We start from the raw sequence: 21,830 nt of genomic DNA, 5'->3' as shown, positions 1-21,830 counted from the left end.
TCGCACTAGCTGAGGGAATTACACCCGCGCCTCGGCCGGCAGTGCTGCCAGGATGTCGTTGACGCGGTCGCGGGCGTCGCCGAACAGCATCTGGGTGTTCTCGCGGAAGAACAGCGGGTTCTGCACGCCGGCGTAGCCCGAGGCCATGGAGCGCTTGAACACGATGACGTGGTCGGCGTTCCACACGGTGAGCACCGGCATGCCGGCGATCGGGCTGCCCGGATCCTCGGCGGCGGCCGGGTTGACGGTGTCGTTGGCGCCGATCACGAGGACGACGGAGGTGCCTTCGAAGTCGTCGTTGATCTCGTCCATTTCGAGCACGATGTCGTAGGGCACCTTGGCCTCGGCCAGCAGCACGTTCATGTGGCCGGGCAGGCGGCCGGCGACGGGGTGGATACCGAAGCGGACGTTGACACCGCGCTCACGCAGCTTGCGCGTCAGGTCGGCCACGCCGTACTGGGCCTGCGCCACGGCCATGCCGTAACCGGGGGTGATGATCACCGAGTCGGCGTGAGCGAGAAGTTCGGCCGCGCCCTCGGCGTTGATCTCGCGGTGCTCGCCATAGTCCTTGTCCTCGGCCGGCCCGGCTTCGATGCCGAACCCGCCGGCGATCACCGAGATGAACGACCGGTTCATGGCCTTGCACATGATGTAGGACAGGTAGGCACCGGAGGAGCCGACGAGTGCACCGGTGATGATCAGCAGGTCGTTGCCCAGCAGGAAGCCGGATGCCGCTGCGGCCCAGCCCGAATAGCTGTTGAGCATCGACACCACGACGGGCATGTCGCCGCCACCGATCGAGGCGACCAGGTGCCAACCGAGCAGCAGTGCAAGCACGGTGACGACGATGAGCAGCCACAGGTGCGGCTCGATCACGAACCAGACGGTCAGCGCAGCGAAAACCACCAGCGCACCGACATTGAGGAAGTTCTTGCCAGGCAGCATCAGCGGCGCGGACTTCATCCGGGCCGACAGCTTGAGGTTGGCCACGATCGAACCGGTGAAGGTGACCGCACCGATGAAGACGCCGATGAACACCTCGGCCGAGTGGATGCCGAGCATCTTCTCGCCGACGAGCTTCACCGCTTCGTCGCCGCCGAGGCTGTTCTCGACGTGCAGGTAGCCGTTCCAGCCGACCAGCACGGCGGCCAGACCGACGAAGCTGTGCAGCAGCGCGATCAGCTCGGGCATGCCCGTCATCTCGACGACCTTGGCGCGCCACAGGCCGATCGCGGCGCCGACGATCATGGCGCCGACCAGCAGGGCCAGGCCCAGCGGCTCGATCTTGCGCTCGACGGCCAGCGCGATGGTCGCGATCAGGGCGATGGCCATGCCGGTCATGCCGAAGGTGTTTCCGGCCCTTGACGTCTCGTGCTTGGAGAGGCCGGCCAGCGCAAGGATGAACAGCAGGGCTGCGACGACGTAGGCGGCCGAGGCAACGTTTTCTAGGGTGAACATGGAATCCGTTCCAAAGTCTCTGTGGGTAGGACCGTCAGCTGCGGGAGAACATCGCGAGCATGCGACGCGTCACCGCGAAGCCGCCGAAGACGTTGATACTGGCCAGCAGGATGGCCACGAAGGCAAGGGCGGTGATGGCGATATCGCCGTGGCCGATCTGCAGCAGGGCACCCACCACGATGATTCCCGAGATCGCGTTGGTCACCGACATCAGCGGGGTGTGCAGCGCGTGGTGCACATTGCCGATCACGTAGTAGCCGATCACGATCGCCAGCGCGAACACCGTCAGGTGGACCTGCAGCGCGGCCGGGGACATCGCGATCAGGGCGAAGATCGCGGCCGCGGCGCCGAACGTGACGCCCAGCCGGCGCCCGGTCGACATCGGCTGCTTCTCTTCCTTGACCACCGGGGCCGCCGCAGCCTGCTGGGCGGCCGGAGCGGCGGAGACCTGCACCGGTGGCGGGGGCCAGGTGGTCTCGCCGTCGCGCACCACGGTCATCGAGCGCTGCACCACGTCGTCCCAGTCGAGGACGACCTTGCCGTCCTTCTCCGGGGTCAGCAGCTTGAGCAGGTTCACCAGGTTGGTGCCGTACAGCTGGGAGGCCTGGGCGGGCAGGCGGCCGGCCAGGTCGGTGTAGCCGATGATGGTCACGCCGTTGTCGGTGACGATCGCCTGGTCCTTGACCGTGCCCTCGACGTTGCCGCCGTTGGCCGCGGCCATGTCGACGATCACGCTGCCTGCCTTCATCGAGGCCACCATCTCGGCGGTGATGATGCGCGGCGCGGGCTTACCGGGGATCAGCGCGGTCGTGACGATGATGTCGACGTCCTTGCACTGCTCGGCGTACAGGGCCGCTTCGCGGGCCTTGTAGTCGTCGTCCATCTCCTTGGCGTAACCGGTGGCCGAGACCTCGGCGGCCTCGTTGGCCACAGAGAGGTACTCACCACCGAGGGAGGCGACCTGATCGGCGACCTCGGGACGCGGGTCGGTGGCTCGCACGATCGCGCCGAGGCTGCCGGCAGCGCCGATGGCAGCGAGACCGGCCACACCGGCACCCACCACGAGGACCTTGGCCGGCGGGACCTTGCCCGCGGCGGTCACCTGACCGGTGAAGAATCGGCCGAATGCGTGGGCGGCCTCGACCACGGCGCGGTAACCGGCGATGTTGGCCATCGAGGACAGCACGTCCAGCGACTGGGCGCGCGAGATACGCGGCACCGCGTCCATGGCCAGCACGGTGATCGGTCGGGTGGACAGCTTCTCGACCAGCTCGGGCTTGAGCCCGGGTGAGATCAAGCTCACCAGAGTCGCTCCGTCGCGCAGCTTGCCGATCTCGGCATCATCAGGTGCGTTGACCTTCAGCACGACGTCGGCGTCCCACGCGTCACCGATCTCGGCACCGGCGTCTACATAGGCGGCGTCGGAGAAGCTCGAGGCAGCACCGGCGCCGGTTTCTACGACTACGGCATAGCCGAGCTTGATGATCTGCCCGACTGTCTGCGGGGTGGCGGCGACGCGCGTTTCCCCAGGTAGGGACTCGCGCGGGATCCCGATGAGCATCGAATCCGCTCCGTTCTATGTGTCCAGGCCTCTTCGTTCAGCCTGGAAGAGTGTCGCACTTGTGTTCAGATAACGCGCATGCCCCTTTTGGGGGATGTGACTGCTGGCCCTGGTGCGGCTACAGCCAGTCACGACGTTTGAACATCACATACAACAGGATGACCAGCACAACAATCAAAATGGAGCTGGCGACGAACCCCACGGCGGTGTTGATCCCGGGATACAGCACGTTCTGGCCGTAGAAGCCCGTGATGGCCGTCGGCACCGCGATGATGGCAGCCCAGCCGCTGAGTTTCTTCATCACGGTGTTGAGCCGCGCGTCCTGCAGGGACAGGTTGGTCTCGAACACCGTGGTGACCATGTCGCGTAGCGATTCGGTCCATTCCGAGGCCCGCAGCACGTGGTCGTAGAGGTCGGCGTAAAGCGGATCGAGCGCGGGTTCTGTTGACGAGTCCAACCGCCGGTGCTGGATGGTGCTGACCACCTCACGCATGGGCAGCACCACCCGGCGCAGGTCGACCAGGTCCTTGCGCAGCTGGAACGTGCGTCGCTGGAGGCCGCGTCGTGGACCGCCGTCGGCGAACAACTCGTCCTCGAGCCCTTCGATGGCATCGTCGAGCGCTTCGACGGCCTCGAAGTGTCCGTCGACGACGACGTCGAGCAGCGCATGGACCAGTGACCCGACGCCGTACCGCTGTCCACCGAGGTCGTCGAAGCGCCGCGACACCTCGCTGATGTCGAACTCGGTGGACTCACCGTTGAAGCTGGGCAGACGCACGGTGATCAGACCTCGGGGCAGGACGAATGCCGAGATGCGATGTTTGATCAACAGCGATGTGTCGGGTGTCGTGTCCGGCTCCGGCTCCCGGGTGTCGACGGCGTACACCGTGAAGAACGTATGTGTTTGGTACACAGAGGTTTTCGTGCGTTCCTTGGGCGCGACGGCATCCTCGACCGCCCACATGTTGAGCCCGAGCTCGGTGGCCAGTTCACGGAGTGCCTCGTGATCGGGGTCGTAGATGTCGGCCCAGACGAGCGTGTCCTCGTCGGCCAGACAGTCCGAGATATCCGTGAACTTGAAGGCGTCCACCGACTGTCCGGACCGCCACACCCGTCCCTGCACCTGTCTCACGATGAACCAGTCAAGCACCGCGGGATCGTTGTAGCGGTCATTCGCCCCAGTCGGTTGGTCGGTCAGTCGGTTCCGATGGCCACCATCGGAAGTAGGTACCTGCGCACGTACTCGCGGGTGTCGTCCAGGCTGGTCAGTTTGATGCTGGTGTGCGGGGTGACGATGAACGACAACGTGAGTCGGGTGTGCAGCTCGGCCACGGTGCGGATGTGACGTTCCTGCTCCGGGGTGGTTTCGCTGGTCCCGTACACATCGGTGCGTAGCTGCGCAGCCGAGTAATCCGTCGCGAAATCGATGATGGCTCCGGCGTCGATGGTGAGACTGGGCAGGATCGTCTCGGGTTCGGTCCGGAGCAGCTTTTTGAGCAGGGCGTGGTCCCGCAGGAAGGTCACCGTGAAGACGGTTTCGTAGACCATGCGGTCTTCGAGAGTGTCCGCGTGGGCACGAGCCTGTGCACTGCCGTCGAGGTAGCGCCGTGCCTCGGACAGCACCACCGCGTCGATCAGCACGTCCTTGGTGGGGAAGCGGCGGTAGAGCGTCGCCCGCCCGACCCCGCTGCGACGCGCGACATCTTCCATGGTGGTGCGCCGAATGCCGACCAACTCGGCCTGTTCCAGTGTCGCGCTCAAGATGCGCCCGGTGATTTCGTCGGGGTCTCGTACGCGGGCCAGGACCGCGGGATCCGGTTCGGCGAGTCGCCGCACGAAGTCCGCTGTTCGAGTTGATGTCACCGAACTACTCCTTGCCCGCGTCGATCGATCGTCGTAGCCTAGCCATCGAGACGGGTGAGACGATGAGCGTCTAACTGTCTCGCAAGTCTCATTCTAGGGTTCCGGCCGAGCGAGGGGCGCGTTATGGACATCAAGCTGTGGACGAGATGGTTCGCACTGCACGCGGTGCCGAAGGCGTTCATGTCGGTGCAAGGGCGGGCGGGCAATCCGATGGGTGCGCTGATCTCCAGCCACGGCAAGGGCATCGACCCCTATCCGTTGATGGAACAGATCCGCCGACGTGGTCCGTTGGTGAAGACCCCGTTCGTCTGGGTCACCGCCGACCACGGGGTCTCCCGGGAGGTGCTGCGGGACAAGAGGTTCGGCGTTACCGCACCCACCGGGATGGGGATGCCGAAACCGGTTCAGCAGCTGCTGGACCGGACCGATCCCCAGGTGGCGAATCCGGTCGAGCCGCCCGCGATGGTCATCGTCGACCCGCCCGCGCACACGCAGTACCGGCAGCTGGTCGCGCAGAGTTTCACTCCGCGCGCGATCGACAAGCTCGACGCCAGGGTGGCGCACGTGACTGCCGAACTCATCGACCGGCTGGCGGGTACACCCCGTCTCGATCTGATCGCGGACTTCGCCGCCGTCCTCCCGGTTGCCATGATCGCCGAGATCCTCGGGCTGTCCGGCGAATCCCGCGCGCAACTGCTCGAGTGGGGTCACGATGGGGCGCCGCTGCTCGACGTCGGGATCCCGTGGCGGACCTACCGTAGGGGTATCGACGGCATGCGCGGTCTCGGCGCATTCCTCGCCGAGCACTTCGACAAGGTCCGTGCCGGCGCCGCCGAGGACAACCCGTTCACCAAGATGGCCGCCGACCACACGCTGACAGACCACGAACTCGCGGCCAACGCAGCACTTCTCATCGGCGCGGGCTTCGAAACCACGGTCAACCTCATCGGCAACGGGATCGTGCTGTTGCAGCAGCACCCCGATCAGCTCGCCCTGCTGCTCGACAATCCGGACCTGTGGCCGGCTGCGGTGGAAGAGATCCTGCGTATCGAGAGCCCGGTGCAGATGACCGCGCGCACCGCACAGTGCGACGTGGAGATCGAGGGTCGACGCGTTCGTGCCGGGGACATGGTCGCGGTGCTGCTCGGCGGCGCCAATCGTGATCCGCGGGTGTTCGCCGAACCGGAGCGTTTTGACGTGACCCGCTCCAACGCCCGCGAGCATCTGGCATTCGCTTCGGGTATCCACGCCTGCCTTGGGGCGGCCCTGGCCCGCATCGAGGGGGCGACCGCGCTGCGCGCACTGTTCGAGGCCTATCCGGACCTGCGCCTGACCGAGGCCCCGCGCCCGCGGGGTCTGGTCAATCTGCACGGATATGTGAAGCTGCCCGCCCTGCTGGGGTCCAGACGCACCGAGCCGGCCGGTCTGGTCTGCTGAGCTCGGTACTCTCGATGTGGACCTGCCCGATCTTGAACGCGAGGCCCACACCCCCCATGACGGATTCCCCACTCGACGGACTGATGGCGCGCGTCGGCGGTGTCAGCGGCATGGTCTACTCGGCGCTCCCGGTGACCGTGTACGCGACGGTCTCGGCGCTGTCGGGACGGGTGCCTGCGATCATCTCCGCGCTGGTGACGGCGGCCCTCGTATTCGGTTGGCAGTTGATGCGGCGCGAATCGATCAGGCCCGCACTGTGGGGATTCGTCGGGGTGGCGGCCTGCGGGCTGCTGGCCCTGGTAACCGGCCAGGCCAAGGACTTCTACCTCCCGGGTATCTGGATGTCCTTGGCATCGGCCATCGTGATGACCGGCTCGATCCTGGTCAGGCGTCCCCTCGTCGGGGTGATCTGGGCCTGGGCCACCGGTCGCGACAGCAGCTGGCGCAGGGTCCCCGGGGTGCGGCTGGTCTTCAACATCGTCACCGCAATCCTGGCGACAGTGTCCTGGTCGCGATTCCTGGTGCAGAACTACCTCTACGACACGGGGCAGGACGGACTGCTGGCAGTGGCGCGGCTGGCAATGGGCTGGCCGTTGTTCGTGGTCACCACGACGCTGGTCCTGCTCAGCGCCCGGTACGCCATCCGGGCGCTGCCGCGTTCGGCATCCTGACCGGAGCCGCTCCTCAGCTGTACTTGTAGAAGCCCTCGCCGGTGGCCAGGCCCAACTTGCCCTTGTCGATGTAGTTCTCTTTGAGCCACGCGGCGAGCTTCTGAGCTTCGGCGTCTCCGTTGGCCATGATGTTGTACGGCGTTGTGAGGCCGATGATGTCGTAGATCTGGAACGGTCCGACGGGTGCGCCGGTGGCGATCCGCCAGGTGTCGTCCACGGCGCTGGGGTCGGCGTAGCCGCCGGCCGCGAGCTCGGCAGCCGCATTGAGGAACGGCACCAGAAGTGAGTTGAGGACGTAGCCGGCCTTCTCCTTGTGCAGTTCGATGGGCACCATCCCGATGGCCTTGGCGAAGTCGACCACTGCGGCGAATACCGCCGGGTCGGTGTCGGTGGTCCCCATGATCTCGGCGGTGTTGAACTGCCACACGCGATTTGCGAAGTGCAGGGCCAGAAACTTGTCGGGGCGGCCGGTGGAGTCCTTGAGATCGCTGGGCAGCAGCGTGGAGGAGTTGGTGGCGAAAATGGTCTTGGCCGGGGCGAGTTCCCCGAGCTTCTGGTAGGTGTCCCGCTTCAGATCGAGGATCTCCGGGATCGCCTCGATGACCAGATCGGCGTCGGCCACCGCGTCCTTCAGATCGGAGGTCAGCGTGAGCCGGCCCAACCCTTCCTGGGCCTTGCCGTCACGCGCGTCGGGTACCTCGTTGGCGTAGGTTTCGGCCAGCTTCGCGAACCGGTCCTTGGCCGCTTCGAGGACCTTGTCGTCGATGTCGTAGGCCGTGACGGTGAAGCCTTTGAACGCGGATTGGAACGCGATCTGTGAACCGAGCACTCCGGTCCCGAGCACGGTCACCTTCTTGATGGAGTTCGTCATGAAGCCTCTCCTTCTCGTGGTGTTTTGGTTGTCAGGAACCCCAACACGATCTGGTTGATCTGCTGGAGCAGTTCGTGGGCGCCGTCAGCACCCCACTTCACGCCGGTCGACGGTTGGACCACCAGGAGATGCAGTGCAGCGAAGACGCTTCTGGCGGCGCGGTCGGCGTCGGCCCGCATCTCGGTGTCGGTGGCCGGATCGGCCGGGTGACAGCGCATCAGGCGCGCGGCGATCGCATCCTCGAGTCGTTTGACGTGGTCGAGGCCCTCGGCACGGAAACGTTCGGTGGGGGAGCCGAACAGCAGTTCGCGCTGGTAGGCCGTTGCATTTCCGGGTTGCCGTGCGGCCTCGGTGATCACGGGTGCCACCATCGCGAACACGGCAGCGCTCGGATCGTCGATGTCGGCCGCGTTGCGCATGCCGGTCTCGATGGCCTGCCGGAACTGGTCGTTGTAGACCATCAGCAGCAGCTCGGCTTTCGACGACGCGTAGCGGAACAGGGTGCCTGCCGCGACGTCGGCGGCCTCGGCGATCTGGGCCACCGTGACGGGCTCGAATCCGTGCGCCTCGAACAGTGAACGTGCGGCAGCGAAGATCCGCTGCTGCTTGTCCTGCATGTTGCGCGTCCGTCGGCCGGTCATCATCACCTCGCTAATGAGTACGCTCATTAATGAACGTACTCACTAGTCGTGGGCGATGTCAACCGGCGTGAATAAACTCAGCCCGATTTCAGACCTTCACCGCACCGGTGCTCGCCGGTACCAATACCCAGGTGAACGGATCACTGCCCGGTTGCTGTCGTCGCTGAAGCCCATCGCCACCCCACTACCTTCAGCAACAGAAAGCTGTCCACAGTGTCTGTGTTCGTCGACATCGTTCCCCCCGAGGCCGAAGCCGGTCCACCGCGCGCGGTCAGGCCGTCAAACCGATGGCGCACCCTGCTGACCACGTCCGCGCTGCCACTGCTGTCGGTGGTCCTGTTCTTCGTGGTGTGGCAGGTGGTGGCCTGGGCAGGCATCTGGAACCAGACGTTCGTGCCTTACCCGTCGGCGGTCTGGCGGGCCTTCGTCGACGTCTCGACCACTCATGACGGCGCACGCGGCTATGCGGGGTACCTGCTCTACGAGCACCTGTACATGACGCTGCGCCGGGTACTGGCCGGCGTGGTGATCGGCGTGGTGGTCGGCGTTCTCCTGGGCCTGCTGATGGGTTCGGTCGGATGGCTGCGCAGCGTGCTCGAACCGTGGCTGACCTTCCTGCGGGCGCTGCCGCCGTTGGCGTACTTCTTCCTGCTGGTGATCTGGCTCGGGATCGACGAGGCGCCCAAGATCACGCTTCTCGCTCTGGCCGCACTACCGCCGGCCGCCGTGGCCACCACGGCCGCCGTGGTCGCTGCCCCCGTCGGTCTGCAGGAAGCTGCGCGGGCGTTGGGCGCCACCCGGGCACAGGTCATCCGCGACGTCGTGGTGCCCTCGGCGCTGCCGGAGACCTTCACCGGGATCCGGCTGGCCGTGGGGATGGCGTACTCGTCGGTGGTGGCCGCCGAACTGTTCAACGGCATCCCCGGCATCGGTGGATTGGTCAAGGACGCAAGCAATTACAACAACACACCGGTCGTACTGGTCGGGATCTTCGCCATCGGGATCTCGGGCTTGGTGATCGACGGAGGTTTGCGGGCTGTCGAACGACGGGCCGTTCCATGGAGAGGGAAGATATGAGATTGACGAAGCTGCTCACGGTGCTGGCTGCCGCGACGGTGGCACTGGCCGGTTGCGCGGTGGACCACTCCGGGGAGAAGTCCGACAAACCCACCATTCGTGTTGGATACCAGTCCTTTCCGAGCGGCGATCTGATCGTCAAGAACAACAAGTGGCTCGAAGAGGCCCTGCCCGACTACAACATCAAGTGGACGAAGTTCGACTCCGGAGCCGACGTGAACACCGCATTCATCGCCAAGGAACTGGACTTCGGTGCCCTGGGCTCGAGCCCGGTCGCCCGCGGTTTGTCGGCGCCGCTGAACATTCCGTACAAGGTGGCGTTCGTGCTCGACGTCGCCGGCGACAACGAGGCGCTGGTGGCTCGTGACGGCGCCGGCGTCAACTCGATCGCCGACCTGCGGGGCAAGCGTGTCGCCACGCCGTTCGCGTCCACCGCGCACTACAGCCTGCTGGCAGCGCTGGCGCAGAACGGCTTGTCGCCCAACGATGTCCAGCTGATCGACCTGCAGCCGCAGGCCATCCTGGCGGCCTGGGACCGTGGCGACATCGCCGCGGCCTACAGCTGGCTGCCCACACTGGACCAGCTGCGCAAGACCGGCAAGGATCTGATCACCAGCCGGCAGCTGGCCAAGGACGGCAAGCCGACGCTGGACCTGGCCGCCGTGTCCGACGAGTTCTCCACCGCCCACCCTGAGGTGGTCGACATCTGGCGTCGGCAGCAGGCCCGCGCGCTGAACGTCATCAAGGACGATCCGCAGGCTGCGGCCAAGGCGATCGCCGCCGAGGTCGGTCTGAGCCCCGAAGATGTTGCCGGACAGCTCAAGCAGGGCGTCTACCTGACGCCGGCCGAGGTGGCATCTCCCGAGTGGCTGGGTACCGATGGCGCACCGGGCAACATCGCCGCCAACCTGCAGAGCGCATCGCAGTTCCTGGCCGATCAGAAGCAGATCCCCGAGGCCGCTTCGCTGCAGGTCTTCAAGGACGCCATCTACACGAAAGGCTTGCCGGATGTCCTCAAGCAGTGACGCATCGGGCGGCCTGAAGATCAAGAACGTCGCCCATCGGTACGGGCGCGGTTCGGACGAGGTGACCGCGCTCGGACCGGTGGATCTCGATGTCGATCCCGGTTCGTTCCTGGTGCTGGTCGGGGCGTCTGGGTGCGGCAAGAGCACGTTGCTGCGGCTGATCGCCGGTTTCGAGACCCCCTCCGAAGGGGAGGTCGAGGTCTCCGGCTCCCGCCCCACGCCCGGTGTCACCTCGGGTGTGGTGTTCCAGCAGCCGCGGCTGTTTCCGTGGCGCACGGTGGGCGGCAACGTGGATCTGGCGCTCAAGTACGCCGGCGTGCCGCGTGAGCGACGGACCGAACGGCGCGAGGAACTGCTGGAGCGGGTAGGTCTGGAAGGCACTGCCAAGCGCAAGATCTGGGAGATCAGCGGCGGCCAGCAGCAGCGTGTCGCGATCGCGCGAGCGCTGGCCGCCGAGACCCCGCTGTTCCTGTTGGACGAGCCGTTCGCGGCCCTGGACGCGCTGACCCGTGAGCGCTTGCAGGAGGATGTCCGTCAGGTCAGTGCCGAGTCCGGCCGCACCACGGTGTTCGTGACGCACAGTGCCGATGAGGCGGCGTTCCTGGGTTCGCGGATCGTGGTGCTGACGCGTCGACCGGGCAAGATCGCGTTGGATCTGCCGGTGGACTTGCCGCGCACCGGCGTCGATGCGCACGAACTGCGACGCTCACCCGAATACCTCAAGTTGCGTACCGACGTGAGCGAGGCAGTCAAACTCGCTGCCGCATAGGTCGTTTCATCTCGAAAGTGACGCTACGGTCGTAAACTTTCGCGGTCAACGACCCTGGCGTCACTTTCGGCGGAGCCGCTACCAACACGCCGCGGTCAGACGACCACCACCATCTTCCCGCCGGCGGCACCTGACTCCATCACTTCGTGTGCTTCGCGGATCTGATCGAACGTGAACACCCGCGACGGCGCGGCGTCCAGCACGCCGTCGGCGACCTGGCGGGCGATGTCGCTCAACGGCACGTCGGACAGCGGGAACCCAGGTGAACCGAACACGAAGCTGCCGAAGAACGTCAGATTGACGCCACTGGCCATCTGCAACAGCGGGTTGAAATCGGGGATCGGGTCGAGCCCGCCCAACCACCCCGCCAGGCATGCGGTCCCGCCCCGGCGCAACATGTCCAGGGAGTCGAGGATGGTGCTGTTGCCGACCAGGTCGAGTACTGCGTCCACGGTGCCGGATTCGGCGATGTGCGCGCTCAGATCGGGCACCTCCTGTTCGGCGCGAGTAACACCGAGACTTTCCAGCAGTGCGAATCGTTGGGGCCTGCGGGTGGTCGCGATGACGCGCGCCCCCGCGTTGACCGCGAGCTTGACCGCGGCTTGGCCGAACGACGAGGTGGCGCCGCGGATCACCACGGTCTGGCCGGGCCGCAGGTCGATGTTGCGGAACAGGCAGGTCCACGCCGTCGCATAGGTCTCAGGCAGGGCTGCCAGTTGGTCCCACGGCAAGTCGGCGTCGATCAGTGCGACGTTATCGGCCCGGACGCGGGTGTACTCGGCGTAGCTGCCGTTGATGGTGCGGCCCAGTCCACCCATGAGTGCCGCAATCTTGGCGCCCACAGGGAATTCGCCGCCGGGACACGAGTCGACGATGCCGACGCATTCGATGCCGCTGACCTCCGCGGCCTCGGCCCATTCACCTCGGCGCATGTGCATCTCGGCGTGATTGATGCCGAAGGCCTTGATCTGGATGACCACCTCGCCGGCTTTGGGCTCGGGTTTGGGGATGTCGGTGTAGACGAGGTGGTCGAGCCCGCCGAAGCCGTCGAGAACGATGGCGCGCATGGTGCTCATGATTGTTCCTCCAGAATGTGGCTGAGTTGTACGAGGTCTGTTGCGACGACGGTGGGTTGGGGCACGTTCGGTGCTCGCAGCACACCGTTACCGGGACGGGTGATGAGTGCTCCGCTGAATCCGGCGGCCTGGGCGCCCAGGGTGTCCCACATGTGGGCGGCCACCATCATGCAGTCCGAGGGCGCCACCCCCAGATGTTCGGCGACGCCGGTGTACAGCACCGGCGACGGCTTGAAAGCGCGATGCTCGTCGACGCTGAACTGGTGCTCGAAGTAACTGCCCAAGCCCGCCCGTTCCAGCGGCGTCGGCCCGTCTCGATGTGGTGAGTTGGTAAGTGTGACAAGGCGAAAACCGTTTGCCAGAAGCCGCTGCAAGCCTGTTGCGACGTCGGTGTGTGCCGGCATGGCGCGCATGCCGTCAGCGAGCGCGGTGAGATCGTCCGTGGTGAGATCCACGTGGCGGACATCGGCGGTCATCCGCAGCGCAGCCTGACCGAGCATGAAGAAATCGGTGTACCGCCCGGACAGTGTGATGGCCATGGAGTACATCACCAGCTGGTTGAACCATTCGCGAAGGACCTGAGGGTCGCCGAACATTCGCTCGAAATACGGTTGCAGGGAATCGATGTCGATGAGCGTCTCGTTGACGTCGAACACCAGCACCCCGGGCCGCATCAGGCGACCCGGCGTTGCAGGAATCCGTCGATCAGGCCCGCGACTTCGTCGACATGGGTTTCCAGCAGGAAGTGGCCGCCGGCGAGCAGATGGATCTCGGCGTCGACCGCGTCCTTGGCGAAGGCGCGCGCCCCGTCGGGCCCGAAGATCGGGTCGCCCTCGCCCCACACGGCAAGCACGGGAACCTCACTGCTGCGTAGGTACTCGTGCAGCGCGGGATACAACGGGGCGTTGGTGGCGTAGTCCCGGAACAGCTTGAGCTGCACCACATCGTTGTCGGGCCGCGACACCATCGCGGCGTCGTGCACCCAGGTGTCGGGGTTGACCAGGCTTTCGTCCGAAACCCCGGTCAGGTACTGCCATTTGATGCCGTCGATGCTCAACGCGGTCCGCACCCCGGCCTCGGTTTCGGGGGTCTGCTCGCGCTGGTAGGCCCACACCCCGGACCAGAAGCTCTCGACGAAACCTTCGTCGTAGCCGTTGCCGTTCTGGCTGACGATCGCGGTGATGGCTTCCGGGTGCCGCAGGGCCAGTCGCCAGCCGATCGGTGCGCCGTAGTCCTGGACGTAGATCGCGTAGCGGGACACCCCGAGTTGGGTGAGCAGGCCGTCGGTGAGGTCGGCCAGGGCGTCGAAGGTGTAGTCGAAGTCGGTGACCGCGGGCGCATCGGAGTGGCCGTAGCCCAGGTGGTCGGGGGCGATGACGTGGTAGCGCTCGGCCAACCGGGGGATCAGGTCACGGAACATGTACGAACTCGTCGGGAAACCGTGCAGCAGCACGATCGTCGGTGCGTCGGGCGCTCCGGCCTCGCGGTAGAACAGCCGCTGCCCGTCGACGGTGGCGTAGCGATGGTGAACGGTCATGTCTAACTCCTTTAACTAGTTTTAGTGGTTAGTGACATCTAACGCCCGACGGCATAACCTGTCAATAGCTATTTGGAGGTTAGATATGAAGTTCATTGAGGTAGGCCTGACGGACGAGTCGCTGCTGCTCGATCTCCTCAACACCACGCCGGTGGTGGAGGGAATGCAATACGACGTGCTGAAGAGAAATGCCGCCGTGACGGTCTGGCTGCGTGAGCATCAGGCGGCCGAAGCCGAACTGGCAGAACTGGCCGTAGCGCGGAATCTGCTTCAGGACGTGGTGCGCGGAACCGAGTCGCCGGATGCGCTGACGCCGTACCTCAATGCCGCGGTTCTACGAGCGCACGCGACGGAGAACGGCGTGACCTGGGAACTGGATGTCGACGAGGAAATGCGGGGCGCCGTGCGGGCGGTCCTGGCCTGGGATGCGCTGCGGACCGCGCGTCCGGGGCGGCTGCGCGCGTGCGCGAACCCGGACTGTCGGCTCTTCCTGATGGATCGGAGCAAGCCCAACGCAAAACGCTGGTGCTCGATGACTACCTGCGGAAACCGCATGAAGGCGCGCCGATACCACCGGCGCGCAAGGATTGCGAAGACTGACGAACAGCCCTGATTACACCGGGGGATAGGCCGGCGGCGGGTAAACGCCACGCAAGCCCCAGGCCAGCCACGGGAAGAAGAAGTCGCTCTCGTCGCTGACGTCGTAGTCAGGATTCGGATCCATTCCCGCAGTCTAGACGCAGTACGCGAGGTCGGAACAGGGCCGGGAACGGAAATTGCCTACACTCTTCAACCATCTAGTTGATTGATTTCCCGGGCAAGGTCCCGGCGATGCTGATAGTGAGTGTGCTATGTCATCCGACGCAGAGGGCGGCCGGGGCCGCGGGGGCGCGACTGCCAACGGGACATCCCGCCGCGATGAACTGCTGACCGTTGCGGCGAAACTGTTCGCCGCTCGCGGGTATCACGGCACCCGGATGGACGATGTCGCCGAGGCCGTCGGGCTGAACAAGGCCACGGTCTATCACTACTACTCGAGTAAGTCGCTCATCCTCTACGACATCTACAAGGGCACTGCGGACTTCACCGTCGAGGCGCTCCACGATGACCCGACCGCCTCGGCGCGGGAGACCATCTACAACTTCACCCGGCGGCTGATGGTCGGCATCGCCAACGACCTGGAGCGCGCTGCGGTGTACTTCCAGGAGGGCCCGTATATCGCGGAGTGGTTCACCGAGGAGCAGGTGGCCTACATCCGGCGCGCCGAGACCCAGGTGTACGAGCATGTCCGCGACGTGATCGACCGCGGTATCGCCAGCGGCGAGTTCTACGACTGTGACTCGCACGTGTTGGCACTGGGCTACATCGGCATGACGCTCGGTTCCTACCGATGGCTGCGACCCCACGGCCGACGGAGTGCCCAGGAGATCGCCGTCGAGTTCAGCACGGCGCTGCTGCGCGGGCTGATCCGCGACGAGGGAATCCGCAACGAATCGCCATTGGGCGTCGAGATCGAGGAAAAGGCCTAGAACATGACCGATCTGTTCCGACTGGACGGCAAGGTCGCCGTCGTCACCGGAGGCGGCCGGGGCATCGGCCTGATGATGGCCCGTGGCCTGCTGCAGGCAGGCGCTTCGGTGTACATCTCAAGCCGCAAGGAAGCCGAGCTCAATGCGGCCGTAGACGCGCTGTCCCCGCTCGGCCGGATCTCGGCGGTGCCCGCTGATCTCGGCACTGCCGAAGGGGTCGCCGCACTCACCGCGGCCGTCACCGGACGCGAGGACGCCATCCACGCACTGTTCAACAACGCGGGCGCGGCCTGGGGTGCGCCCTACGAGGAGTTCCCGGAGTCCGGATTCGACAAGGTCTACGACGTCAACGTCAAAGGCGTCTTCCTGCTGACCCGCGCGCTCACCCCGTTGCTGAATGCCGCTGCCACCGAAGATGATCCGGCCCGCGTGATCAACACCGGCAGCATCGACGGCATCGTCGCCCCGGGCAAGGGCCGCGACAACTTCTCCTACAGCGCCAGCAAGGCCGCCGTGCACATGCTGACCCGGCACCTCGCCGGTGAACTGGCCCCGAAGATTCTTGTCAACGCGATCGCCCCGGGTCTGTTCGAATCCCGGATGACCAAGGAGATGCTGCGGGCCGGCTCGGAAGAGGTAGGCGCCGTCCTTCCCTTGGGCCGGATCGGACAGCCCGACGACATCGCCGGCATCTCGGTGTTCTTGGCCAGCCGGGCCAGCGCCTACATCACCGGCGCGGTCATCCCGGTCGACGGCGGCGTGAGCACCATCAGGTGATGGGCAGGGTGAACCAGCCCCAGGCCAAGAAGGCGAACACGCCGAGATAGACGATGTCGCCGGCCATGTACAGCCACTCGCTACGACGGAACCTGGTCGTGGCTGCCCCGGCCATGAACAGCGCCAGGCCGCAAGCGGCCACCGGGGTCATCACCGGTGCGATGTTCAACGCCGCGGGCAGCACCAGGCCGATCGCGCCGACCAGCTTGATGGTCCCGATCACCTTCAGGTGACCGTCACCGAACTCGTCGACCCAGTGCTGGGTGCTGCCCATCGACCGGTACCTCTCCCGCGACATCAGCAGCATGGTGGTCCCGCCTGCGGCGTAGGCCGCCGCGGCGATGATGGTGATGATCCAAAGGGTGGTGTGCATTCCTCGCTCCGTTTCGTGGTTACGTCTGGGCTTCGTAGTTACGTCGGGCACTGCTGACTCGTCACTCTTATGACGGGTCGGCGCGAGGAGAGGTAACTGATGACGCCTGAGGCATCTTTGGCGGAGGCATTCGAAGGGCAGCGGCCCCGACTGCTCGCGGTGGCCCAGCGCGTCCTGGGCTCCCGGGCAGACGCCGAGGACGCCGTGCAGGAAGCATGGCTGCGGCTGTCTCGTCAGGACGCGGCCTCGATCGAGAACGTCGCGGGTTGGCTGACAACGGTGGTGGGCCGCATCTGCATCGACATGTTGCGGTCGCGCACCAGCCGCGGCGAGGTGACGCCCACCGCCGACATTCCCGAATTCGCCGTCACCGAGGACTTGGACACCCGGGAGGACTCCCCGGAGGACGCCGCGGTGCTAGCCGACTCGGTGGGGCTGGCGATGCTCGTCGTGCTGGGGTCGCTGCGTCCGGACGAGCGCCTCGCGTTCGTCCTGCATGACATGTTCGCCGTGCCCTTCGCGGAGATCGCGCAGATCCTGGAGAAGTCGAGCGACGCCGTCAAGATGCTGGCCAGCCGTGCGCGCCGGAAGGTGCAGGACGTGCCGGCGCCCACCGGCGGCCGCCGACGGAAGCAGGAGCAGCGCGCGGTCGTCGACGCCTTCCTGGCCGCCGCGCGTGACGGAGACTTCGATGCCCTGCTTCGCGTGCTGGATCCCGACGTCAGTTGGCAGCGGTACACGGCCACCGGCGTGACCGTCGGGACCGGATCGGACGCGATCGTCGCCGCGGTGCGGCGCGGCCAGGGCACCCGCGTCCTGGCCCGGCGCGTATCGGTCAACGGCGAGCCGGGGATCCTGGCGTGGGGGCCGACCGGTCGTCCGCTCAGCGTGATGGCCTGCGTCGTCGACGGGGGTCGACTGGTGGGGATCGTGTCGATCATCGACCCGGGACGGCTGGCTCGGATGTCACTGCCCGAGCCGCCGTCCGGCGATTAACCTGGCCGCATGAAGTCGACCATCCTCTCGCGGCGCGACCTGGACTTCCTGCTCTACGAGTGGTTGGACGTCGAAAAGCTCACCAAGTTGGACCGGTTCTCCGAGCACTCACGCGAAACGTTCGACGGCGTATTGGATCTGTGCGAGCAACTCGCGACCCGCTACTTCGCGCCGCACAACAAGCTCAGCGATGCGAACGAGCCGACGTTCGACGGGCAGACGGTCACGCTGATCCCCGAGGTGAAAGAGGCCTGGGACGCGTTCGCGGCGGCCGACCTGATCGCCATGGGTTTCGACGATGAGCTCGGCGGTGCGCAACTGCCGGTCACCGTCGCGCAGGCCGCATTCGCCTGGATCGCCGCGGCCAACGTGTCGACATCGGGCTATCTGATGCTCACCATCGCCAACGCGAACCTGCTGGCCCGTTTCGGCTCGGCCGAGCAGATCGAGCGGTTCGTCAAACCCATGCTGGCCGGCCGGTTCTCGGGCACGATGGCGCTGTCGGAGACCCAGGCCGGATCGTCGCTGGCCGACATCACCACGCGCGCCGAACCTCAGCCCGACGGCAGCTATCGGGTGTTCGGGTCGAAGATGTGGATCTCGGGCGCCGAGCATGAGATGACCGAGAACATCGTCAACCTGGTGCTGGCCAAGATTCCCGGCGGGCCGGCCGGAACCAAGGGCATCTCACTGCTCATCGTGCCCAAGTACCTGGACGACGGAAGCCGCAACGGGGTCGCCATCTCCGGGCTGAACCACAAGATGGGGCAGCGCGGTATCACCAACACGGTGCTCAACTTCGACGGTGCGGTCGGCTATCTCGTCGGCGAACCGCACCGCGGGATCGTCTACATGTTCCACATGATGAACGAGGCCCGCCTCGGCGTCGGGATGGGCGCCGTCGCACTCGGGTACACCGGCTACCTGAAGTCGCTGGAGTACGCGCGCGAGCGTCCCCAGGGCAGGCCCCTGGGGATCAAGGATCCGTCGACCCCGCAGGTGCCCATCATCGAGCATGCTGACGTCAAGCGAATGCTGTTGGCGCAGAAGGCTTATGTCGAGGGTGGCCTGGCTCTGGCGCTCTATTGCGCCAAACTCGTAGACAGGGATGCCGCCGGGGACAGTTCTGTCCTCGACATCCTCACCCCGATCGCCAAGAGTTGGCCGTCGCAGTGGTGCGTGGAGGCCAACAATCTGGCGATCCAGGTGCACGGCGGCTACGGCTACACCCGCGAATACGACGTCGAGCAGCACTACCGCGACAATCGGCTGAACCCGATCCACGAGGGCACCCACGGCATCCAGAGCCTGGATCTTTTGGGGCGCAAGGTGACCCAGAACGGCGGGACGGGCCTCGCGGCATTGGGAGAGCGGATCGCAGCGACGGTCGCGGCCGCTTCGGATGCGGCGCCCGAACTGGCCGCACAGCTCGACGCGGCCTGGCAGCGGTTGGTCGCCGTCACCGCTGCCATGTTCGCCTCGGGTGATATCGAAGCCGCGATGGGCAACAGCGCGGTATACCTGGAAGCCTTCGGGCACATCGTCGTCGCCTGGATCTGGCTGGAGCAGTTCCTGGCCGCCGAAGGCCGGACCGGGGATTTCTATGACGGTAAGCGTCAGGCCGCCCGGTACTTCTTCCGTTACGAACTGCCCAGGACCGCACCGCAATTGGATCTGCTGGAGAGCCTGGACCGCACCACGCTCGAGATGCGTGACAACTGGTTCTAGTCGAACTCGATGATCTGCCGCACAGCTCGCCCGTCGGCGAGGGCGTCCATCCCGGTGTTGATCTCATCGAGGGTGATGGTGTCGGACACGAGGGATTCGACCGGTAGCCGACCGGCCCGCCAGAGTTCGACGAAGCGCGGGATGTCGCGTGCCGGCACCGCCGAGCCCAGGTAGCTGCCGATCAGCGACCGGCCTTCGGCGACGAAACCCAACGGCGACACCGAGATCCGGGCGTCCGGGCGGGGTAGGCCGACAGTGATCGTGCGCCCGCCCGGGCCGGTCAGCGCGATCGAGGTTTCCAACGCCGCGGGATGACCGGCAGCTTCGATCACGATGTCGGCCTTGAGGTCGGCGGCCTGCTCGGGGGTATAGGTCTCGTGCACGCCGAGTTCACGGGCCCGGGCCAGTTTGTCGGGCAGCTGATCCACACCGATGACGCGGACGTCGTCGTGGGCCAGCGCGGTCAGGGCCGCAGCCATGCCGACACCGCCCAGTCCGACGACCGCCACGGTCTGGCCCGGACGCGGCGTGCCCACGTTGAGTACCGCGCCACCCCCGGTCAGGACCGCGCAGCCCAACAACGACGCGACCACAGCCGGGACATCCGAGGGCACCGGCACCACCGAGCGACGGTCCACGACGGCGTAGGTGGCGAAGCCGGACACCCCGAGGTGATGGAACACCGGTCGGCCGTCGCGGGTCAGCCGGATGTCGCCGTTCATCAACGTGCCGGCACCGTTGGCGGCCGATCCCGGTCCGCAGGGGGTCAGGCCGTCGGTGGCGCACGCGGGGCAATCTCCGCAGCGCGGCAGAAAGGTCATCACCACCCGCTGGCCCACCGGCAGATCGGTGTCACCGGCCTCGACTATCCCGGCTGCTTCGTGGCCCAGCAGCATCGGGACCGGTCGTACCCGGTTGCCGTCCACGACCGACAGATCGGAGTGACACAAACCCGCGGCCTCGATACGGACCAGAAGTTCACCCGGGCCGGGCTCGGCGAGTTCGAGGTCGCTCACCCGGATCGGTCGGGACTCGGCGTACGGGCGGTTGAGGCCGATGTGCTCGAGGACGGCGCCGCGGATCTTCATGACCTCCAGCCTGTCAGACTGCCGGAATGACCGACGGAGCTGAATTGACCCCCGAGGACTTCCCGCTGCACTGGCCGGTGCTGACCCGTTGGACCGACAACGACATGTTCGGCCACCTCAACAACGCGGTGTACTACGAGCTCTTCGACACCGCGATCAACGCCTGGATCAACACCAACTGCAACGTCGATCCGGTCACCGCGTCCTGGCTCGGTGTAGTCGCCGAGTCCGGGTGCCGCTACTTCGCGGAGCTGAAGTTCCCGGACCCGCTGGTGGTCGGTCTGGCGGTGGCCCGGTTGGGGAACAGCAGCGTCACCTACCGACTCGGGCTCTTCGAGCCGGACGGGCCGGTCGCGGCGGTCGGCCATTGGGTACATGTCTATGTCGATCGGACCTCGCGACGTCCGGTACCGATTCCCGACGTGATCCGCGATCTGTTGCAGTCGATATGCTCGCCGGATGCCACTCGTGAGCAAGACCGTCGAGGTTGATGCCCCTGCCGAGAAGATCATGGCGATCGTCGGCGATTTCGAGGCCTATCCGCAGTGGAACCCCGAGATCAAGGGCTGCTGGATCTTGGCCCGCTACGACGACGGACGGCCCAGCCAGCTGCGGCTCGACGTCGAGATCCAGGGTCAGTCCGGCGTCTTCATCAACGCTGTCTACTACCCGGCCGAGAACCAGATCTTCACCGTGCTGCAGCAGGGCGACCACTTCACCAAGCAGGAACAGCGCTTCTCCGTCGTTCCTTTGGGGCCGGACAGCACGCTGCTTCAGGTCGATCTCGAGGTCGAGGTCAAGCTGCCCATCCCGGCGATGATGGTCAAGAAGCTCATCGGGGACACCCTGGACCACCTGGCCAACGCACTCGTCACCAGGGTGAAGGAACTGTCCGCCTAGGCCGCACGGTCCGCCGCCGCCGCACGGAGTTCCAGCACGCGATTGCGGATGCGGTACTCGGTGGCTCGCGGCATCTCGGCGGGGCGATAGCGGCCGTGCCTGACCCGGTATACGCGGCCGTGGCTCATCTCCCAGCGCAGGGCGTCGGAGATCGCCTTCGATGTGCGCCCCGAGGTCGTGAAGCCCTGATCCGCGAGGGCATCGACCAGGTCGGCGACCGATTGTGGGCCGCATTGCAGCAGCTGCATGGTGAGTACGTAACGGAGGTTCGTGCCCCGCAGCAGGAGTTTGTCCGCCATGGAGTCACGGTGCCAAGGGGGTCTGACACTCATGCCGGTCCCGGATTTCCGGGGGATATCCGATGTGCCCGACTGTTAGCGACAATCCAGCGACAATCGCCTCACACACATCGTCAGCATCGGCGGTCACATCAACGATCAACACATGCGCCAC

25 protein-coding genes are annotated in these 21,830 nt (G+C 65.9%); 12 read left to right on the top strand and 13 right to left on the bottom strand.

What is annotated here, in order from left to right; genetic code table 11:
- Positions 1-18: 18 nt before the first annotated feature.
- The 4 genes from pntB to A5779_RS02365 all read right to left on the bottom strand — a co-directional run bounded on the left by pntB (position 19) and on the right by A5779_RS02365 (position 4,882).
- On the bottom strand, positions 19-1,458 hold the full coding sequence (gene pntB, locus A5779_RS02380) for a Re/Si-specific NAD(P)(+) transhydrogenase subunit beta (protein ID WP_064878560.1): 1,440 nt from the start codon (positions 1,456-1,458) through the stop codon (positions 19-21).
- Between the two features lie 34 nt (positions 1,459-1,492).
- The gene (locus A5779_RS02375; protein ID WP_064878558.1) at positions 1,493-3,019 is read right to left on the bottom strand and encodes a Re/Si-specific NAD(P)(+) transhydrogenase subunit alpha; all 1,527 of its coding nucleotides are present in this window, start codon (positions 3,017-3,019) and stop codon (positions 1,493-1,495) included.
- A gap of 118 nt (positions 3,020-3,137) precedes the next feature.
- Positions 3,138-4,151: a magnesium transporter CorA family protein gene (locus A5779_RS02370; RefSeq protein WP_064878658.1), complete on the bottom strand. Its 1,014-nt coding sequence runs from the start codon at positions 4,149-4,151 to the stop codon at positions 3,138-3,140.
- A 62-nt stretch (positions 4,152-4,213) separates the two neighbouring features.
- Positions 4,214-4,882 carry a TetR/AcrR family transcriptional regulator gene (locus A5779_RS02365; RefSeq protein ID WP_064878556.1) on the bottom strand — a complete coding sequence of 223 codons (669 nt, stop codon included), beginning with the start codon at positions 4,880-4,882 and terminating at the stop codon, positions 4,214-4,216.
- 123 nt (positions 4,883-5,005) lie between these two features.
- On the opposite strand from A5779_RS02365, the gene A5779_RS02360 reads away from it, so the two are divergent.
- Positions 5,006-6,319, top strand: coding sequence for a cytochrome P450 (locus A5779_RS02360; RefSeq protein ID WP_064878554.1), 1,314 nt, complete (start codon positions 5,006-5,008; stop codon positions 6,317-6,319).
- Between the two features lie 56 nt (positions 6,320-6,375).
- Complete coding sequence (locus tag A5779_RS02355) at positions 6,376-6,990, top strand: DUF3159 domain-containing protein (protein WP_064878552.1); 615 nt, start codon at positions 6,376-6,378, stop codon at positions 6,988-6,990.
- A 13-nt stretch (positions 6,991-7,003) separates the two neighbouring features.
- Here A5779_RS02355 and A5779_RS02350 read toward each other — a convergent pair whose 3' ends face one another.
- A complete protein-coding gene (locus tag A5779_RS02350; protein ID WP_064878550.1) occupies positions 7,004-7,861 on the bottom strand; it encodes a 3-hydroxyacyl-CoA dehydrogenase in 858 nt (285 codons plus the stop codon).
- Positions 7,858-8,529, bottom strand: a complete 672-nt coding sequence (locus A5779_RS02345; RefSeq protein ID WP_082941490.1) for a TetR/AcrR family transcriptional regulator — start codon at positions 8,527-8,529, stop codon at positions 7,858-7,860. The genes A5779_RS02350 and A5779_RS02345 overlap by 4 nt, the downstream gene beginning before the upstream one ends.
- 186 nt (positions 8,530-8,715) lie before the next feature.
- Between A5779_RS02345 and A5779_RS02340 the strand changes: the two genes are divergently transcribed.
- The 3 genes from A5779_RS02340 to A5779_RS02330 are packed head-to-tail and all read left to right on the top strand — an operon-like array spanning position 8,716 to position 11,373.
- Positions 8,716-9,579, top strand: coding sequence for an ABC transporter permease (locus tag A5779_RS02340; protein WP_064878548.1), 864 nt, complete (start codon positions 8,716-8,718; stop codon positions 9,577-9,579).
- Complete coding sequence (locus A5779_RS02335; RefSeq protein WP_064878546.1) at positions 9,576-10,604, top strand: taurine ABC transporter substrate-binding protein; 1,029 nt, start codon at positions 9,576-9,578, stop codon at positions 10,602-10,604. Before A5779_RS02340 ends, A5779_RS02335 begins: the two co-directional genes overlap by 4 nt.
- Positions 10,588-11,373, top strand: coding sequence for an ABC transporter ATP-binding protein (locus A5779_RS02330; protein WP_064878544.1), 786 nt, complete (start codon positions 10,588-10,590; stop codon positions 11,371-11,373). Before A5779_RS02335 ends, A5779_RS02330 begins: the two co-directional genes overlap by 17 nt.
- A gap of 95 nt (positions 11,374-11,468) precedes the next feature.
- On the opposite strand, the gene A5779_RS02325 is transcribed toward A5779_RS02330, so the two are convergent.
- Genes A5779_RS02325 through A5779_RS02315 form a run of 3 tightly spaced genes read right to left on the bottom strand, consistent with a single transcriptional unit; the run spans position 11,469 to position 13,986 of the window.
- Positions 11,469-12,449, bottom strand: a complete 981-nt coding sequence (locus A5779_RS02325) for a zinc-binding alcohol dehydrogenase family protein (protein WP_082941489.1) — start codon at positions 12,447-12,449, stop codon at positions 11,469-11,471.
- Complete coding sequence (locus tag A5779_RS02320) at positions 12,446-13,123, bottom strand: haloacid dehalogenase type II (RefSeq protein WP_064878540.1); 678 nt, start codon at positions 13,121-13,123, stop codon at positions 12,446-12,448. The genes A5779_RS02325 and A5779_RS02320 overlap by 4 nt, the downstream gene beginning before the upstream one ends.
- Positions 13,123-13,986 carry an alpha/beta fold hydrolase gene (locus A5779_RS02315; protein WP_064878538.1) on the bottom strand — a complete coding sequence of 288 codons (864 nt, stop codon included), beginning with the start codon at positions 13,984-13,986 and terminating at the stop codon, positions 13,123-13,125. The genes A5779_RS02320 and A5779_RS02315 overlap by 1 nt, the downstream gene beginning before the upstream one ends.
- Positions 13,987-14,071: 85 nt before the next feature.
- On the opposite strand from A5779_RS02315, the gene A5779_RS02310 reads away from it, so the two are divergent.
- Entirely contained in the window at positions 14,072-14,599 is a 528-nt protein-coding gene (locus A5779_RS02310; RefSeq protein ID WP_064878536.1) for a CGNR zinc finger domain-containing protein, read from the top strand.
- Here the strand turns inward: A5779_RS02310 and A5779_RS33380 are convergent, their stop codons facing one another.
- Positions 14,600-14,710, bottom strand: coding sequence for a hypothetical protein (locus tag A5779_RS33380; protein WP_088305440.1), 111 nt, complete (start codon positions 14,708-14,710; stop codon positions 14,600-14,602).
- 127 nt (positions 14,711-14,837) lie between these two features.
- On the opposite strand from A5779_RS33380, the gene A5779_RS02305 reads away from it, so the two are divergent.
- Complete coding sequence (locus A5779_RS02305) at positions 14,838-15,515, top strand: TetR/AcrR family transcriptional regulator (RefSeq protein ID WP_064878534.1); 678 nt, start codon at positions 14,838-14,840, stop codon at positions 15,513-15,515.
- A gap of 3 nt (positions 15,516-15,518) precedes the next feature.
- Positions 15,519-16,292 (top strand): SDR family oxidoreductase, encoded by a 774-nt coding sequence (locus A5779_RS02300; RefSeq protein ID WP_064878532.1) that lies wholly within the window; start codon positions 15,519-15,521, stop codon positions 16,290-16,292.
- On the opposite strand, the gene A5779_RS02295 is transcribed toward A5779_RS02300, so the two are convergent.
- Positions 16,285-16,665, bottom strand: a complete 381-nt coding sequence (locus A5779_RS02295; protein WP_064878530.1) for a DoxX family protein — start codon at positions 16,663-16,665, stop codon at positions 16,285-16,287. The genes A5779_RS02300 and A5779_RS02295 overlap by 8 nt on opposite strands.
- A 99-nt stretch (positions 16,666-16,764) precedes the next feature.
- Here A5779_RS02295 and A5779_RS02290 point away from each other — a divergent pair, with 99 nt between their 5' ends.
- A complete protein-coding gene (locus tag A5779_RS02290; RefSeq protein WP_064878528.1) occupies positions 16,765-17,661 on the top strand; it encodes a sigma-70 family RNA polymerase sigma factor in 897 nt (298 codons plus the stop codon).
- Positions 17,662-17,670: 9 nt separating this feature from the next.
- Positions 17,671-19,389 carry an acyl-CoA dehydrogenase gene (locus A5779_RS02285; protein WP_064878526.1) on the top strand — a complete coding sequence of 573 codons (1,719 nt, stop codon included), beginning with the start codon at positions 17,671-17,673 and terminating at the stop codon, positions 19,387-19,389.
- On the opposite strand, the gene A5779_RS02280 is transcribed toward A5779_RS02285, so the two are convergent.
- Positions 19,386-20,477 carry an alcohol dehydrogenase catalytic domain-containing protein gene (locus A5779_RS02280; RefSeq protein WP_064878524.1) on the bottom strand — a complete coding sequence of 364 codons (1,092 nt, stop codon included), beginning with the start codon at positions 20,475-20,477 and terminating at the stop codon, positions 19,386-19,388. The genes A5779_RS02285 and A5779_RS02280 overlap by 4 nt on opposite strands.
- A 26-nt stretch (positions 20,478-20,503) precedes the next feature.
- Between A5779_RS02280 and A5779_RS02275 the strand changes: the two genes are divergently transcribed.
- Positions 20,504-20,968, top strand: coding sequence for an acyl-CoA thioesterase (locus A5779_RS02275; protein ID WP_064878522.1), 465 nt, complete (start codon positions 20,504-20,506; stop codon positions 20,966-20,968).
- Positions 20,937-21,377, top strand: coding sequence for an SRPBCC family protein (locus A5779_RS02270; RefSeq protein WP_064878520.1), 441 nt, complete (start codon positions 20,937-20,939; stop codon positions 21,375-21,377). The genes A5779_RS02275 and A5779_RS02270 overlap by 32 nt, the downstream gene beginning before the upstream one ends.
- Here the strand turns inward: A5779_RS02270 and A5779_RS02265 are convergent.
- Positions 21,374-21,676 (bottom strand): hypothetical protein, encoded by a 303-nt coding sequence (locus A5779_RS02265; protein WP_064878516.1) that lies wholly within the window; start codon positions 21,674-21,676, stop codon positions 21,374-21,376. The genes A5779_RS02270 and A5779_RS02265 overlap by 4 nt on opposite strands.
- Positions 21,677-21,830: the final 154 nt, after the last annotated feature.

The organism is Mycolicibacterium peregrinum, from assembly GCF_001665625.1.
Classification (GTDB): Bacteria; Actinomycetota; Actinomycetes; order Mycobacteriales; family Mycobacteriaceae; genus Mycobacterium; species Mycobacterium peregrinum_B.
The sequence above is the reverse complement of the archived record's forward strand: the minus strand, read 5'-3'. Positions and strand labels throughout refer to the sequence as shown.